Genomic DNA, 15542 nt, shown 5'->3' on the forward strand with positions numbered 1-15542 from the left:
ATGAAAAACAACAGAAATTCCCACGTATCTACTGACGTGTTTTTCTCCTTTCATGATAAACTAGTTTTGACGAAACGAACAGTTTTTTGTCATTATAAAAGGAGGCACTTATGTCTGAAATTTTCAACGCCATGGCAGCAAAATACGATACCCCTGAACGGATCGCGTTAGCACAATTAGTCACCCAAACCCTTGAACCTTATTTTAAAGACAACCAGCATCAAACTCTGATCGATATCGGCGGCGGTACCGGCCTAGTAAGTCTGCCCTTAGCAGCTTATATCCAGCACTTAGCCATCTGGGATACTGCCCCTAACATGATCGAGGTTTCTGAAAAAAAAATCAACCAACTGCAGCTGGCCAATGCTTCTGCAACTGTCCACGATCTGCTGCAAGAATCCTTACAAGCAAAAGCAGACGCGGTGCTGCTATCTCTCGTCTTGCTGCATATTCCTGACACAGCCGCTATGATGGAAAAACTATACGCCTTGCTACAGCCAGGAGGAACCCTTTATCTAGTGGATTTCCTCAAAAATCCCGCCGTGTCTCACCCGCTGGTTCATAATGGGTTCGATCCTGCCGCATTGACTCAACTGGCAGAGACGACTGGGTTTACTGCCACTTCCTTTACCGTTTTTCATGAAGCGGATCATTTGTTCATGAATCAGCCAGCGGCCATGTTTTTAGCTATTTTGAAAAAGCCGACCGAATAACAAAAAAAGCCGCACTTGCAGAAGATGCAGGGGCGGCTTTTTCTTAGTACTAGAAGAATCACAACAAAAAGATCGCCAAACCGACGACGACTAACAATAAAGTGACGATCACAATGGCTTTCATTAAAAAACGGTTCAGATCCCGAGATTTTTGGTTCTCACCGGCACGGGTCTTCGTGATTTCTTTGTTTTTCTTGCGCACTTTTCGGTAGTGGTTATCAATTTGTTTTTCTTTTTGTTTCCATTCTTTCTTGCTTTGCTTTTCTACGATTTGCTGATTGCGTTCAGCTGCCGCTTGTTCTTCTTCGCGTCTGCGTCGAAGCTCACTGCGGGTGATCAATGGTTCTTTAGGCAAGTCCGTTCCTCCGTTTCAATTCCAGCAACTCCCAAAATTGGATCGCAAACACGGTCTTCGCATCACAGATCGTTCCATCAGCGATAGCGGCTTGTGCTTGCTCTAAGGTCAATTCATAGACTTCCAGCACTTCATCTTCGTCTTGCGGTAAGGGATTTGTCACTTTTTCCAGCTCTTTGGCATAATAGACGTGCAAGAGCTCATTAGCAAAGCCTGGTGAAAGGTACATAGAAGAAACGTGCTCCAGCGTTTTTGCACGATAGCCGGTCTCTTCTTCTAATTCCCGGGCGCCAGTCAAATCTGGACGAGCGCCTTCTCCTGGATCGATTTTTCCTGCTGGTATCTCTAAAATCACTCGCTCTAACGGTTTTCTGAATTGGCGAACGAACAGCATTTTGTTCTCACTTGTCAAGGCGATCACGGCAACACCACCAGGGTGAAAGACTAGTTCGCGTTTACTGGTCCCGCCATTTGGCAAGGAGACATCATCAACGACCACATCAATGATCTTGCCATGGAAAATTTCATTCCGTTGGATCGTTTTTTCTTCAAAATCTTTAAATTCTAACATCTATCGACACCTAACTTTCCTCATACGTCTTATCTATCAAACACTTTAGCATAATTTAGAAAAAATATCTTCTTAAGAAATAGCAAGAAAGCTTATGAATTTACTAAAAATCGGAAAATCCACCCCAAGTCTGATATTTTTCTTTTAGTGAACATGCTAAAATAAAGATGTCGAATAACCCAATCTACTTGTCCAAGAGATTTTTAGGAGGAGGAAAAATGAAAAAAAACATCTGGCTGATCGTTGGTGCGATCGTCCTCATCAGTATTATTTTTAACGTAGTAGGCGATTCATTTGCGAGCCTATTATTAATCGTCGGTGCAATTTTAGTCTACGTCGGTATTAGAGGGCGTAAAGTTCCAGCAGCCGATCCACAAGTTTTGCCTTCTTTAACGAGAGAACGAGAAGCCCATTACTTGAAAAGCGGAATGACTGCTCGTGAGATCGAATTGTTCCGTGAAACGATGAATCAGACGAAACACCAAATCGATAAATACCAAAAAAATATCACTAGCAATAACAAGTTAAAAGCCATTGACTTGCGTCACGATGCCTTGCGTGCCTCAAAAGCTCTTTTCAAAGAACTCGTGAAAGAACCGACCAAACTGCCTTTGGCAAGTCATTTCCTTTATACACACTTGCCCAACATGGTCGATTTGACCGATAAGTTCATTGAAATCAATAGCCATGAGATCAAAAGTCGTGAGACCTATGATAAAATCGAGGAAAGCACCCAAATCATCGAGCAAATGGCTTCCTTGATCGCCAAAGACTACTCCCAATTTGTAGCAGACGATCTTGATGACATGGATGTTGAGTTATCCATTGCCAAACAAAGCATAAAACGAGATAATGAATAGGGATAGATTCTGATTGGCAACAAGAAAAGAATCTAAAAAAAAATCTAGCCCAGGCTAGATTTTTTTCGAAAGCAGACAATTATTAGGAGGAGTTATTATGAGTGAAACACCAAATCAAGCAAAACCCGTAACGGATACGCTTGACGATTTATTGAACAACCCATTTTCAACCCCTGTCGACACTTTGACCACCACTCAACAAGCGGAAATCAGTCAGCTGAAAGAACAGCAAACGGCACCGCGTTTGATTGATAAATTACCGCCAGAGCGTCAAGCACAGGCCCAAGAATTAGCCAGCAAAATCGATGCGACCGACCAGCAAGCGGTCATCACCTATGGTGCAGCTGCCCAAACCAAACTTGGAGAGTTTTCCCAATCCATGTTGAACCATGTCCAAGCAGCTGATATCGGCCCTGTGGGCGACTCATTGACGGAGTTGATGTATCGCTTGCAAGAAGCCAATCCAGACGAACTGCGTGCAGGGGAAGGCAACTTATTCAAGCGGATGTTTGGTAAAGTAAAACAATCCATTTTTGAAATCACCGCTAAATACCAAAAAATCGGTGCCCAAATCGACAAGATCGCCGTCAAATTGGATAAAGAAAAAGACGGTTTGCTAAAAGACAACATGATGTTGGAACAGTTGTATCAAAAGAACAAAGATTACTTCGATGCATTGAACATCTACATTGCCGCTGGCGAGTTGAAGATGCAAGAATTGCAAACCAAAATTATTCCTGAAGCCATGAAAAAAGCAGAAGAAACGAATGATCAAATGGACGTACAGATCGCCAACGATTACACGCAATTTCTTGATCGTTTAGACAAACGAACTCATGACTTGCGCTTGGCACGTCAAATCACGATCCAACAGGCACCGCAAATTCGCCTGATCCAAAACACGAACCAAGCGTTAGCAGAAAAAATCCAAGCTTCTGTCAATACAGCGATCCCACTATGGAAAAACCAAGTGGTCATTGCCTTGACTTTATTGCGTCAAAAAGATGCAGTTACGGCACAACGCCAAGTTTCTGAGACCACCAATGATCTATTGAAGAAAAACTCAGAAATGTTGAAAGTTTCTGCTATTGAAACAGCGAAAGAAAACGAGCGCGGCATCGTCGATATCGAAACATTGCAAAAAACACAAAACGACCTTGTGGAAACGATCCAAGAAACATTACGGATCCAAAAAGAAGGAAAAGAAAAACGTCGTGCTGCCGAAGTGGAATTGGGTCATCTAGAAGAAGACTTGAAAGACCGCTTATTGGATTTAACCAGCAACAAGTAAACGAAACGCCACGTATTAAAGAAAGCCCCTCTTTGGTGACCTAAATGGTCAGCCAAAGAGGGGCTTTCTATGTTGAAAGTAGGAAATGCATTGAGCGTCTACCTATTTTTTCACCAACTCTAATGGTGAATCGATTTGTTCAGCGACTGTTTTTCCTTGGAAATGGTCAAACGCTGACTGCAATGCAAGGCGGCCCATTTCTTCTGGTTTTTGAGCGATCGTTGCCGTCATTCTACCTTCTTCGATGGCTTTGAGTCCGTCTTCAGTACCGTCAAACCCGACAATCACTACGCCTTCTCGGTTTCCCATCGCTTCGGCTGCCCCTAAAGCCATTTCATCGTTTTGAGCAAAGACGCCTTGAATGTCATTGTTGGCTTGGAGGATATTTTCCATAACCGTTAATCCTTCTGCTCGATTGAAGTTTGCGGATTGCTTTTCAACAACATCTAGTTTGTCTTTAGCATAATCATCAAAGCCTTTTCCTCGCTCTCTGGTTGCAGAAGCGCCAGGGACGCCTTCAAGTTCTACCACTTTTGCGTTTTCCCCTAATTGTTCGAGAATAAATTCTGCTGCCATTTTTCCACCTTCTTCGTTATTGGAGGCAACCGTCGTCAAAAGCGTTCCTCCATCGCTACTACGGTCGATGGCAATAACTGGGATGTTGGCATTATTAGCGGCTTCAACAGCTGGGACGATAGCAGCAGAATCAACGGGATTGATCAAAAGCACATCCACGCCTTGTTGGATCAAATCATCAATATCATTGCTTTGCTTGGCAGTATCATCTTGGGCATCAACAAAGCGTACATCGGTGTCATTTTCCTCAGCCAGTTGATTGATCCCCTCTTGCATGGAAACAAAAAACGGGTTATTGAGGGTGGAGATCGATACACCAACTGTCAATTCTGAAGCTGCTTTTTCCTCACTTTGTGTCTCACTACTGCCGCCGTTGTCCAATGTTGCCGCTCCACATCCAGAAAGTACCAATAAGCCTGCTGCCAATAAAAACATTTTTTTCATAATAGATCCTCCTATTTTTTATTTCCTTTTCCGATCCAGTAACACTGCAATTACGATCACGATCCCTTTAACGATTTGTTGATAAAAACTTGAGACACCCAATAGATTTAGACCATTGTTCAACGTACCAATGATCAATGCCCCGATCAACGTGCCAAAAATTCTGCCTCTTCCACCAGATAAGCTCGTACCACCTAAAACGACTGCTGCAATCGCATCCATCTCATAGGCTTGCCCTGCTGTTGGTTGCGCAGAATTCAGCCTAGAAGTGATGATCATGCCACTGATTGAAGCCATCAATCCAGAGATCGAATAAATGATCAGTTTTATCTTATCGATTTTCACCCCAGCAATAAAAGCGGCCTTTTCATTGCCACCGATGGCATAGGTTTTTCGTCCGAAGGCGGTGCGATGAAGCAACAAGAACAAAAGAAAGAACACGAGAAACATCAATACGACTGGAAAAGGAATCCCGAAAAGATACCCACGACCAATAAAGCTGAATAGAAAGCTGTCACCTAGTCCAGTGATTGGATTTCCATTGGTGTACACTAAGGTAGCGCCCCGATAGATCGTCATCGTTGCTAAGGTTGCGATAAACGGTGCCATTTTTCCTTTTGAAATCAGTAGTCCATTCAACGCACCAAGGATCGCTCCACTTAGTAACCCAATCAAAATAGCGACTAAAGGTGACACCCCGTTGGCCATCATTCCTGCTGTCAAGGCACTGGAAAGTGCCAAGGTGGACCCTACAGACAAATCAATGCCCCCAGTCAAAATGACAAAGGTCATTCCGAATGCAATAAAGCCATTCGCTGCGACTTGCCGCAAAAGATTCAACAAATTACTGGGTGATAAAAAGCTTGGATTTAAGGCAGTGACAGCAGCCACTAGAGCAATCAAAGCGAGTAAAGGTCCCAATTTACTAATTGATTCCGAGAGTTGTTTTGTTTTCATACCACTTTTTTCCATATTAGTTTCCTCCTGTCGCATACGTCATGATCTTCTCTTGTGTGGCTTCTTGCCGAGAGAGTTCCCCTGATATTTTTCCTTCGTGTAAAACAATGATGCGATCGCTGACACCTAGCACTTCTGGTAGATCACTAGAAACCATCAAAATCGCAATACCACGTTCCGCTAACTCATTCATCAGCTGATAAATCTCTCGTTTGGCACCTACGTCTACTCCGCGTGTCGGTTCATCTAAAATCAATACTTTTGGTCCGACACCGATCCACTTCGCCAAAACCACTTTTTGCTGATTTCCACCAGAAAGCTCGCTGGCTAAATTCTGGGCACTCATCGTTTTGATGCGTAAGCGCTCGATCATTAACGCAACGAAACTGGCTTCAGTCTTGCTATCGACCATGCCTGTTTTGACAAAATTATCAATGCTGGGCAAACTGATATTATCGGTCAGGGAAAAGTCTAAGACCAAGCCTTCCGTTTTCCGATTTTCTGTTAGAAAGCCAAAGCCATTGGCGATTGCCTTTGAAGGCGAAGAGTTTTTCACTTCTTGCCCTTCGACGATTAAGGTACCGCTTTCAATTTCATCTAAACCAAATATTCCTCGCATGACTTCTGTGCGTCCAGCACCCATTAAACCTGAGAACCCAAGGATCTCACCTGCTCTGACTTGAAAATTGATGCCTTGGTAAACTTTAGAAGCTGCTGTTAAATTTTTTACTTCAAAAACGACTTCACCGATCTGCGCTTGTTTTTCTGGATAATAATCAGCTAACTCTCTACCGACCATTTTCTTCACGACCTCATCCATCGTTGTATCCTGCGTCTTTTTCGTATCGATCGATAGACCATCCCGCATCACAGTGATCTTGTCACTTATTTTGAAAATCTCCTCCATTCGGTGAGAGATATAAACGATCGCTACGCCGTTTTCTTTCAAGCGACGAATGATTTGAAACAAATTATTAATTTCCTTATCCGACAAGGCAGCAGTCGGTTCATCCATGATCAACACCTTGGCATCAGTCATCAGCGCTTTCGTGATCTCGATCATTTGCTGTTGCCCGACTGAAAGTTCATCCACTTCTTTTTGAAGGGGGATCTGAATCCCTAATTGTTCAAAGACTGCCTGCGCTTTGCTTGCCATTTTCTTCGTATCTAGTAGCCCAAAGGTGGTTTTCAATTCCCGATTCAAGAATAAGTTATCCAATACAGTCATCTGTTCCCAGTTATTCATTTCTTGATGGATAAAGCTCACACCGGCTTGTTCGGCTTCCTTCGGATCGGCGTAGTTCGTTTCTTTGCCATCGATCAAAATCGTCCCTGCATCTTTGGCATGTAACCCAGTTAAAATGTTCATCAACGTTGACTTGCCTGCCCCATTTTCTCCCATTAGGGCATGGATTTCTCCAGGGTACAATGTTAGTGAGACATCTCTTAACACTTGATTCTTCCCAAAGGATTTCTCAATATTGCTCATCTCGACTTGCACATGATTTCCTCCTGTCTCTTTAGAAGATAACGGCTGCTTGTAAAATAATGTTTGAATAGGGTGTCGCTTCCCCTGTTCGAATAATGGCTTTGCTTTCCTTTGTTTCTTCTTTGAATGCCTCATGTGGAACAAAACGAATCGGAACATTCGGGAACGTTTTTTGAATCAATTGCCACTGCTCCGCATTCTCCGTTTTTATTTCCTCTGCTAAAACGATCGCCTCGACTGCCATCTCTTGTTGCATTACCGATAACACCTCTTCAAAACTCGGACTACCTAGTTTTAATGCCAGATCGATTTTTTTCACCCCTGTGGGTACTGGCAACCCCAAGTCCCCAATCGTAAGCTGATCAGTGTGGCCTAAATCCGCCAATAATTTGTCGATCTCACTATTTAATGCCCCATGCTTCTTCATACAATGGACTCTCCTTCATTTCCTTTAATGTAGGCATTCCGCCTTGAGCACCATATCCTTTGACGGAGATTGCTGCTGCTAAGTTGGCAAAGGCAATGGCGTTTTCTAAGGGAACACCTGCTAAAATCCCTACTGCTAATGCACCATTGAAGGTATCACCAGCTCCCGTAGTATCGACCGCAGCAACTGGAAAGGCAGGAACTAAGACCTCCGACTTCCCGTTGTGGAAAATCGCTCCTTTGGCACCTAGGGTAACGATCAATCGATTAGGGTAGGCTGCTAAAACGTCAGCAAGCTTTTGATTGGGGAAAAGTAACTTAAACTCATGTTCATTAGGGGTCAGATACCCCACCTTAGATAACATACGCGGATTGAGCTTTCTCGCAGGTGCTGGATTATATAAAACAGGGATTTTTGCTTCCCAACACCAGTCGATGATGGCTTCATTGGCTTCTTGGGGAATCTCGTTTTGCAAAATCACTAAATCAGCCTCTGTGATGTTTCCTTTTATTTCGGAAAAGCGAGCTAAATCAAGCGCATTATTGGCACCGGGTATGACAATGATGCTATTGTCATTTTCATGCAAAATGATATGCGCGGCACCAGATGGAAAATGTGTAACGGGTTCCACATTCTCCGTAGAAACGCCATTCACGTTTAAGTTTTCGACGATTTCATTTCCGAAACGATCGGTTCCTACATGGCCTAGCATTGCTACTTCTGCGCCTAAACGGCTAGCGGCGATGGCTTGGTTTGCTCCTTTGCCGCCAAAATTCGTGTCAAATTTTTCCCCAAAAACCGTTTCTCCTTGATTGGGTTTCACCTTCGTAGTGACTACAAAATCTGTTGCCATACTACCAATGACGATGATCTTATTCAATTGGCGTTCCTCCATTTCTTACTGTCTCTCTTTCTTCTAAATGAACAGGAAGGATGATTTTTTTCTGTTCAATAAATTGATCGTTGATCAATGCAAAGAGCATTTCTGCTCCTTTGTAACCTACTTGATAAGCAGGCTGATGGATCGTCGTCAAGCGTGGCACCACCAATTTACTGATGGGAATATCGTCATAGCCGATCACTTGAAGTTGTTCTGGGATCTTTACGCCATGATGATAAGCCTCTTGCATGATGGCAATCGCATGGGTATCACTTGGGGCAATCACACTATCGACAGTGGGATGTTCTAAAAAAACTTGTTTCGCTGTCAAGGTCGCATCCTCTAAGAGAAAGGATGTGGATTTCACTAGTGCATAAGGAACTTGTGCTTTTTTCAATGTGTATTCAACACTCAATAAACGATCCCGAGCACGGGTGACAGATTCAGGCCCAGCAATCACGACTACCTTTTTGGGGTCACCTTTTAAGATCGCTTCAGCAGCAAGTTCGCCGCCTTGAAGGTCATCCGAATAAACCCCATATTCGACATCTTGATCGATCCGATCCAAGACGACCGTCGGAATATTGCTTTGGGTACGATTTTTATTTTCGACAGCGGAAAGAATCCCCGCCACATTGTTTTGCTCAAACGCACGTAAATATTCATTGGCTTTCTCATTGTCTTCTTGAATGTTGCCAAGGATGACTTGATAGCCTTTTTTTTGTAGAAAGTCTTCAACGCCTTTGGCTACTAGCGGAAAAAACGGGTTGGATATATCAGGAAGTAGCAAACCAATCAATTTTGACTTTTTCTGATACAGCGAACGTGCGACTTCATTGGGGGAATAATTCAGTTCATTGATCGCCTGATGGATTTTCTCACGGGCTTTTTCGCTCACATAGCCAGTCCCATTCATGGCTCTTGAAACTGTCGCCACGGAAAGTCCAGCTAAATTGGCGACATCTTTAATTGTTGGCATGTTGCTCCCCTCCTGTGTAACCGATTACACACCTATCATAGCCGAACTTTGTGAAAATTGCAAGGAGAAATAAAAAAACTTTTTCCCTTGGTGTCCCCTTCTCCTAAAAAATGCGTTTTGCTGCATAAATACCGCATTTCGAGGAAGCGAGACTTTCTCGAAATGCGGTAAAAGATTTGATGAGCGCAGCGCATATCTTTTATTTCCTAACGGTAAAGCTCATTTTTCAATGAAATGAAACTTCAAAGTGATTGACGCCGTCTTGATCCACCGTCAAACTGATTTGTGCCTGCAGCATTTCTGTGATGGCTTTGGCGATGGCTAAACCTAACCCATAGCCACCGTCTTGATGGTTGCGAGAAGGATCCCCGCGGTAGAAGCGATCAAAGACATAGGGAATTTTTTCTTCTGGGATCGGGCAACCACTGTTGGACACTTGCAGCACCGTTTTTCGTTGGCGTTCAACGAGTGCCACTGTGACGGTTTCTCCAGTAGGTGTATATTTCAAGGCATTGTCCACCAAAATCATGGTCAATTGCCGTAAGGCTTGCTCATTGCTTTCAAGGCGCACCTGTTTAGCGATCTGTTCCTGATAGTGGATCCCTTTTTCCAGTGCAATGGCCTCCATGCTTTGATAAACACTTTGCACGACTTGACTGGCATCGATCACCGAACGCACGACTTCTTGCTCGGCACTTTCGAATTTGGTCAGCATCAATAAGCTATTTACTAGCTCATCCATCCGTTCGGAACCTAACTGAATGTTTTCCAGCCATTTCATTTGGCTTTCCAAGGTTTCTTCTGGACTGCCAGCTAATACCTCGGCATTGACTTGAATGATCGCCAGTGGTGTTTTCAGCTCATGGGAAGCGTTAGAAACAAACTCTTTTTGTTTGCGCCAAGCCAGTTCCACTGGTCGTAAGGCTCGATTGGCGACATAAAAGCTAGCGATATAAATACTGACTAAGGCTAAGACCCCGATGATCAAAAGCGTGGTTCTTAAGTTGCTTAGACTGGTTTTGTAGTCGGTGACGTCAAAGAACAGCACTTGATAAAATGGCTCGTAATTATTGATACTAGTGGAATATTCCCCCATCGAATCATGATTGATCGAATAATGACTAAAGGAAGTCACCAAAAAGAGCGCATACCGCCAATTTCGGCCATTCACCTTCACTTCGTTAGGGATCTCCCCTTGTTTCGCCGCTGCATCGACCAAGGCTTCATAAAGCTCGTTTTGATCGACGCTCTCATCAATACTTTGAATCACGACATCCATTTGGCTAATGTCAAGTAGAGCGATCTCTCTGAGCTCACTAGTACTATTCGTGATGGTCAACATCATTGGATACTCAGGTTCTGTCAGTGATTGCCGCACTTCCTCCTCATCCAAAGGTACCGCAGCTAGGGTGTTTGCTTCTTGCGAGATCAATGATTGGATCTCGTTTTCAATTTGGGTGGCATTCAAAATATAGATAAAGGTAAAGGCACCTAAGACAATGATTGAGATCAACGCCATATTGAACCACAGCATTTTATTTCGCAATTTTTTTAACATGGCGGCTCCTTGCTCTGCAAAATATACCCCGCATTGCGGATCGTGCGAATGCCGATATCCGCTTCAAGCAGCGTCAGTTTTTTCCGCAGCAAAGACACATAGATTTCAACGCGGTTTTCTTCCACATCGGGATCAAAGCCCCAAATTTTATTGATGATGGTTTCTTTTGATAAGATCACTTTGGGTCTGGCTAAAAATAGCTCCATCAGTTTCATTTCTTTGGGTGACAGCACCACTTGATTGCTAGGCGTGGCTAACTGCAGCTCATTACGATCTAAGCCCACGTTGCCAAAGGCTAACTGGTCTTCTTGATAATCCAAATCTTTTCTTCTGCCTAGCGAACGAATCCGTGCCAGCAACTCTTTCATTTGAAAGGGTTTCGTCAAGTAATCATCTGCCCCTGCATCCAAGCCGAGTACTTTGTCATCGACTTCGCTTTTGGCCGTCAACATAATGATCGGCGTGCGAATATTTTGCTTGCGTAACGTCTTTAGCAATGTGATCCCATCGATTTTTGGCAGCATGATATCCAAAACGAGAAGGTCATACACCCCACTTGCTGCGTAGTCCAACCCAGTCTCGCCATCATACGCCAAATCAACGGAATAATGCTGTTTTTTCAATAAGCTGGCAACCGCTTCTGCGATCGATGGCTCATCTTCTACGAATAAGATCAGCATCGGTCAGTCCCCCTTTTACACTCATCATTTCTTTTTTTCAATCACTTTTCGGTAAGCACAATCATTCCTGTAGGATCATTCCAATTGTTCTCCAATAAACCGTTCTGTTGAAACGATCCGCACGTGTTCGCTGGATTGATGAATCCACATGTGTAGCAACAATGCTACCATACCGCTTAACAAAAAGACAAACAGCTTTTTCCTAAGGTCTTGAAAATTCTCTTGATGACGCATGGGTTTCCTCCTTTTTGCAGGTCATCGATAAATCCGCTCGGCTATTCTGGATCAGTAGCCGCTGGGGCTGTCTGATTGCCTAAGCTGATATCGAAGGTGATCGTATCTTCTAACGGTAAAAACTGATTGAACTTGCTCATCCCCACGATTGTCCCGTAGGGTTCTGCTGAATTGACATAACGGACTTGATAGCTGATGTTCGCCCCTTTTGAACGGAATTCATCAAAGAAGAGTTTTTGCAGATCCCCTTCAAGGAGCTCGCTTCGACGGTAATCTTTGATATACGGTTGACCTGCTGAATAGACGACTTCAATGCCTTGGTCATCTTTGCTGGTTAAGACGGTCCCGGCGGTCTCACTTTGCGAGATCAATTGTCCGTAAGGCAGACTCTGAGTAAACTGCATCCGCATCCGCACAGTGACCCCCTCAACAGCGGCCTGGGCATCATCTGGTAAAATCGTTGAAAAGTCTGGTACGGTGACCCCTTTCCCTAGGGAAATCGTTACTTGAAACGCATCCCGTTTCGCGATTTTTTCTTTTGGTGCCACGCTTTGTTCAATGACTTTGCCTTCTTCCACAGTATCCGAAGCCTGTTCTTTGATTTCAAGCTCCAGCTCATGGGCTTTCCCCCATGTTTCTACCTCTGCACGGGTTTTATCACGAAAGTCTGGTACTTCAATATCTTTTTCAAAGGTTTCTTCGCCTTTGGAATAAAAGACTCGTCCGACATCTCGACGATGATAGTTTTCTCGTGAGACTTCTTTATTGGTAAATTCTACTCGAATCGGTGCTTTTTCCTCGATCTCATCGTGGTATTCATCGACGATCGTCAAATTGCTTGCTTGATTTTTTTCGATCCACTCTGCTGCCTCGTCCCTCGTCATTTCCATAAAGTCTGGCAATGCCAATTTCTCTTCTGGATCTGGGCCTTGGCTCACCGTTAGATGCAGGGTGCTTCTTTTTCTGACTCGACTTCTGGCGGCTTCTTCTTGGGCGATCACTTGATTGGCTGGGGCTTCATCATAGGCAGGCGTCACATCGATCGCAAGATCATGTTCCGCCGCCCATTCCCTGACTTCTGAGATCTCTTTGTCCACAAAGTTATCCAGTCGGACGTACGCCAATTGGAAAAATAAAAAGCCGCTGAGTATAAGTAACCCGAGTAACGCACCCATCCCCAGCAGTCGTTTTTTCCGCCGTTTCTTTTTGAAGGAGGGATCGTATTCGATCCCCTCTTCTAAAGAAGCTGAACCTTTTTCTTTGCGGGAAGCACGGGAAGAAGGTGCTTTAGCTGTAGCTGATTCCTTGTCTGGCTCTTTCGGTTCTTCTTCAAACTTCGATAAAAAATCACTCATAGGCCGTCAACTCACCTTTTTTCAAATAAAATGTCTGATCCGACTGCTTGGCAATTTCAGTCGAATGGGTCACTACGATGATGCACTTGTTGTGTAAAGTAGCTAAATCTTTAAAAATATCCACGATTTCTTGCTCCATGCCTTCATCCAAATTTCCCGTCGGCTCATCAGCTAAAATGATATCAACATTGGTCGCCAAGGCACGAGCGATGGCAACCCGCTGTTGTTCCCCACCGGAGAGCTGATTGACGAAACGATCGGCTTTCGTGGAGGTGATTCCGATATAATCCAGCAAGCGATACGCAATTTGATCGTGTTGATCGGGGAGCTTGTTGTCTGAGATCGCCATCGAAACAAGGACATTTTCTAATGCCGTCAAATAAGGGATCAAGTTGTAACTTTGAAAAATCAAACTGATCTTGTTGCGGCGATACTCTTCATAGCCGATCGTTTTGATATTTTTTCCTTCAAAAAATACTTCCCCATCGGTTGGTTGATCCAATGCACTGATCAAGGAAAGAAAGGTGGTCTTTCCAGAGCCTGATTTCCCTAAAATCGTGTAAAATTTACCTTTTTCAAAGGAGATATTGGTTTTATCTAAAATCTTCCGACGATTCTCACCATCTTGGTAGTAATACGTCATCTCTTTGGTTTCTAAAATTGCCATGTTCTTCGCTCCTTACAGCATGATTTTTTTCGGATTCAAACGTAAAATATACAACAGCGGCACCACTGCCGAAAGCAAGATCGTCAAGATCCCGGTCGCTAAAAAGGCAATGATATAAGACAGGGTGTATTGAACGCGAAACGCTTCGTTGATCGTTGCTTGATCGATTTTCGGTACACCCACAAAGAATTGCTCCACCCCTGCTTGATTTGCCTCTAGCATACTACTGGATAACAAAGATTCAGAAACCATCTTGCCCAGCATATTCCCTGTGACCAAGGAGATCAACATTGCACTGACACCAATCAACAGGAGTTCGAGCACGATCTGTGCAAACACGTATTTCCGTCGTTCTCCTAACGAAAGGTAGATACCTAACTCATATTTACGATCGCGGGTAAACAGCACAATGATCAAGGAGATAATAATCAAGGAAGCAATCACCGCAATCACTACGACATATGATGAAATCTGTGATAAGCGATTCATGCTGGTCCCCACACGGTCATACTCATCCGTAGAGGCATTGACCTTATAGCCATTTGGCAAGAGCGGTGTCACCTCTTGTTTGAATTGCTCTGCATCTTCTGGTTGGTTCAAAATGAATTGTGGAGTGAAGAACTCCTCATCAGAACCGAAATCTGTCGCTGGAAACGCCGCTTGCTGTCCCGCACGTTCCTCTTCAACAATCGTTTTCACGGCATCATTCGGCATATAGATACGATTGAAGGGCCGATCATCAAATGCAAACGAGCTGGCCATGCCATCTTGTCCTTGATTATTTGCTTTTTCTAAGCTGGTATTTTTAAAGATCCCGACGATTTCGATGGAGTAATCATTGCCTTTTTGCTTTTCAGGGTCCATCCCTGACGAATAATCGACAAACTGACCATCTAAGACCATAGTGTCTCCCACGGTCAAGCCGTTTTCCTGAGCCATCTCTTCCGATATCAAGCCCACACGTTTTCCGGTACGCTGTTCCTCTTCAGTAAAAAAGCGTCCCTGTGTTAAATCCACCGTATCTTCTTCAAAATCCAACGGCTTTAAGAGATTGGTTCCTGTTAAATAAACCCAAGGAGATATTCCTCCGACAATCATGACATTGTCGTCGTCCTCTTCAGGACTGAAACGATAAGGTTTGAAGTTTTCAACAGCAATCGCTGTTTCTCGTAAATAGTCATACTGTTTGACTTCGGACCGTTCACCGATCTGCTTGATCAGGTCCTCTGACAGCGGCTGAATCTCCTCCATACTCGCACCACCATCACTATTTGCCAACTTTTCATAATCGATCTCAATCGTGGCCAGTGAGCCTAATTGATTTTTGATCTGCTTTTCGACATTTTGAGTCGATTGATTGACCGCAATTGCGCCAGCGATCACATTTCCTAATATCAGAATAACAGCAAACAATATCGCAGATTTCCCTCGCTTTCTCGTCACACTCAGCCATGCTCGTTTCATATAATTCACTTGCAACATCCTCTCTTTTTTTCTCTAACAAAA

Annotated in this window: 17 protein-coding genes; 3 read left to right on the plus strand and 14 right to left on the minus strand. The window is 43.8% G+C overall.

All coding sequences use genetic code 11. The annotated features are described in order from the left end of the window. Positions 1-110: 110 nt before the first annotated feature. Positions 111-713, plus strand: coding sequence for a class I SAM-dependent methyltransferase (locus IGI76_RS14865; protein ID WP_010749056.1), 603 nt, complete (start codon positions 111-113; stop codon positions 711-713). A 58-nt stretch (positions 714-771) separates the two neighbouring features. Here the strand turns inward: IGI76_RS14865 and macP are convergent, their stop codons facing one another. Both macP and IGI76_RS14875 read right to left on the minus strand, forming a co-directional pair. Further along, a complete protein-coding gene (gene macP, locus IGI76_RS14870; RefSeq protein ID WP_005227820.1) occupies positions 772-1068 on the minus strand; it encodes a cell wall synthase accessory phosphoprotein MacP in 297 nt (98 codons plus the stop codon). Continuing rightward, the gene (locus tag IGI76_RS14875) at positions 1061-1639 is read right to left on the minus strand and encodes an NUDIX hydrolase (RefSeq protein WP_005227818.1); all 579 of its coding nucleotides are present in this window, start codon (positions 1637-1639) and stop codon (positions 1061-1063) included. Before IGI76_RS14875 ends, macP begins: the two co-directional genes overlap by 8 nt. 218 nt (positions 1640-1857) lie before the next feature. On the opposite strand from IGI76_RS14875, the gene IGI76_RS14880 reads away from it, so the two are divergent. Both IGI76_RS14880 and IGI76_RS14885 read left to right on the plus strand, forming a co-directional pair. After that, positions 1858-2499 (plus strand): 5-bromo-4-chloroindolyl phosphate hydrolysis family protein, encoded by a 642-nt coding sequence (locus tag IGI76_RS14880; RefSeq protein WP_010749055.1) that lies wholly within the window; start codon positions 1858-1860, stop codon positions 2497-2499. Positions 2500-2596: 97 nt separating this feature from the next. Next, positions 2597-3790 (plus strand): toxic anion resistance protein, encoded by a 1194-nt coding sequence (locus IGI76_RS14885; protein ID WP_060792554.1) that lies wholly within the window; start codon positions 2597-2599, stop codon positions 3788-3790. 102 nt (positions 3791-3892) lie between these two features. On the opposite strand, the gene IGI76_RS14890 is transcribed toward IGI76_RS14885, so the two are convergent. The 12 genes from IGI76_RS14890 to IGI76_RS14945 form a co-directional block, all read right to left on the minus strand. Continuing rightward, positions 3893-4810 (minus strand): D-ribose ABC transporter substrate-binding protein, encoded by a 918-nt coding sequence (locus IGI76_RS14890; protein ID WP_074536172.1) that lies wholly within the window; start codon positions 4808-4810, stop codon positions 3893-3895. Between the two features lie 18 nt (positions 4811-4828). Further along, the gene (locus IGI76_RS14895) at positions 4829-5782 is read right to left on the minus strand and encodes an ABC transporter permease (protein WP_086337773.1); all 954 of its coding nucleotides are present in this window, start codon (positions 5780-5782) and stop codon (positions 4829-4831) included. Position 5783: 1 nt separating this feature from the next. Continuing rightward, the gene (locus tag IGI76_RS14900) at positions 5784-7268 is read right to left on the minus strand and encodes a sugar ABC transporter ATP-binding protein (RefSeq protein ID WP_060792555.1); all 1485 of its coding nucleotides are present in this window, start codon (positions 7266-7268) and stop codon (positions 5784-5786) included. Positions 7269-7287: 19 nt separating this feature from the next. Continuing rightward, positions 7288-7683, minus strand: a complete 396-nt coding sequence (gene rbsD / locus IGI76_RS14905) for a D-ribose pyranase (protein WP_060792556.1) — start codon at positions 7681-7683, stop codon at positions 7288-7290. Beyond that, a complete protein-coding gene (gene rbsK, locus IGI76_RS14910) occupies positions 7658-8563 on the minus strand; it encodes a ribokinase (RefSeq protein ID WP_034857599.1) in 906 nt (301 codons plus the stop codon). The genes rbsD and rbsK overlap by 26 nt, the downstream gene beginning before the upstream one ends. Next, the gene (locus IGI76_RS14915) at positions 8556-9542 is read right to left on the minus strand and encodes a LacI family DNA-binding transcriptional regulator (protein ID WP_060792557.1); all 987 of its coding nucleotides are present in this window, start codon (positions 9540-9542) and stop codon (positions 8556-8558) included. Before IGI76_RS14915 ends, rbsK begins: the two co-directional genes overlap by 8 nt. A gap of 226 nt (positions 9543-9768) precedes the next feature. Next, positions 9769-11100: a sensor histidine kinase gene (locus tag IGI76_RS14920; RefSeq protein ID WP_060792558.1), complete on the minus strand. Its 1332-nt coding sequence runs from the start codon at positions 11098-11100 to the stop codon at positions 9769-9771. Next, positions 11094-11780, minus strand: coding sequence for a response regulator transcription factor (locus IGI76_RS14925; protein ID WP_333718784.1), 687 nt, complete (start codon positions 11778-11780; stop codon positions 11094-11096). The genes IGI76_RS14920 and IGI76_RS14925 overlap by 7 nt, the downstream gene beginning before the upstream one ends. A 75-nt stretch (positions 11781-11855) precedes the next feature. Then, on the minus strand, positions 11856-12014 hold the full coding sequence (locus IGI76_RS14930; protein ID WP_005233508.1) for a hypothetical protein: 159 nt from the start codon (positions 12012-12014) through the stop codon (positions 11856-11858). A 41-nt stretch (positions 12015-12055) separates the two neighbouring features. Further along, positions 12056-13369, minus strand: a complete 1314-nt coding sequence (locus tag IGI76_RS14935; RefSeq protein ID WP_121260619.1) for a PASTA domain-containing protein — start codon at positions 13367-13369, stop codon at positions 12056-12058. After that, the gene (locus IGI76_RS14940; RefSeq protein WP_016609985.1) at positions 13362-14036 is read right to left on the minus strand and encodes an ABC transporter ATP-binding protein; all 675 of its coding nucleotides are present in this window, start codon (positions 14034-14036) and stop codon (positions 13362-13364) included. Before IGI76_RS14940 ends, IGI76_RS14935 begins: the two co-directional genes overlap by 8 nt. A gap of 12 nt (positions 14037-14048) precedes the next feature. Continuing rightward, positions 14049-15500: an ABC transporter permease gene (locus IGI76_RS14945; protein ID WP_333718804.1), complete on the minus strand. Its 1452-nt coding sequence runs from the start codon at positions 15498-15500 to the stop codon at positions 14049-14051. Positions 15501-15542 lie beyond the last annotated feature (42 nt).

The organism is Enterococcus sp. DIV2449a (genome assembly GCF_051711225.1).
Taxonomy (GTDB): Bacteria; Bacillota; Bacilli; order Lactobacillales; family Enterococcaceae; genus Enterococcus_D; species Enterococcus_D casseliflavus.

What these genes read in the sequence shown, in the direction of transcription:
- IGI76_RS14865 (WP_010749056.1), top strand. Translation starts at nt 111, where the DNA reads ATGTCTGAAATTTTCAACGCCATGGCAGCAAAATACGATACCCCTGAA.
- IGI76_RS14875 (WP_005227818.1), bottom strand. Translation starts at nt 1,639, where the DNA reads ATGTTAGAATTTAAAGATTTTGAAGAAAAAACGATCCAACGGAATGAA.
- IGI76_RS14880 (WP_010749055.1), top strand. Translation starts at nt 1,858, where the DNA reads ATGAAAAAAAACATCTGGCTGATCGTTGGTGCGATCGTCCTCATCAGT.
- IGI76_RS14885 (WP_060792554.1), top strand. Translation starts at nt 2,597, where the DNA reads ATGAGTGAAACACCAAATCAAGCAAAACCCGTAACGGATACGCTTGAC.
- IGI76_RS14890 (WP_074536172.1), bottom strand. Translation starts at nt 4,810, where the DNA reads ATGAAAAAAATGTTTTTATTGGCAGCAGGCTTATTGGTACTTTCTGGA.
- IGI76_RS14895 (WP_086337773.1), bottom strand. Translation starts at nt 5,782, where the DNA reads ATGGAAAAAAGTGGTATGAAAACAAAACAACTCTCGGAATCAATTAGT.
- rbsD (WP_060792556.1), bottom strand. Translation starts at nt 7,683, where the DNA reads ATGAAGAAGCATGGGGCATTAAATAGTGAGATCGACAAATTATTGGCG.
- IGI76_RS14915 (WP_060792557.1), bottom strand. Translation starts at nt 9,542, where the DNA reads ATGCCAACAATTAAAGATGTCGCCAATTTAGCTGGACTTTCCGTGGCG.
- IGI76_RS14920 (WP_060792558.1), bottom strand. Translation starts at nt 11,100, where the DNA reads ATGTTAAAAAAATTGCGAAATAAAATGCTGTGGTTCAATATGGCGTTG.
- IGI76_RS14925 (WP_333718784.1), bottom strand. Translation starts at nt 11,780, where the DNA reads ATGCTGATCTTATTCGTAGAAGATGAGCCATCGATCGCAGAAGCGGTT.
- IGI76_RS14930 (WP_005233508.1), bottom strand. Translation starts at nt 12,014, where the DNA reads ATGCGTCATCAAGAGAATTTTCAAGACCTTAGGAAAAAGCTGTTTGTC.
- IGI76_RS14935 (WP_121260619.1), bottom strand. Translation starts at nt 13,369, where the DNA reads ATGAGTGATTTTTTATCGAAGTTTGAAGAAGAACCGAAAGAGCCAGAC.
- IGI76_RS14940 (WP_016609985.1), bottom strand. Translation starts at nt 14,036, where the DNA reads ATGGCAATTTTAGAAACCAAAGAGATGACGTATTACTACCAAGATGGT.
- IGI76_RS14945 (WP_333718804.1), bottom strand. Translation starts at nt 15,500, where the DNA reads ATGAAACGAGCATGGCTGAGTGTGACGAGAAAGCGAGGGAAATCTGCG.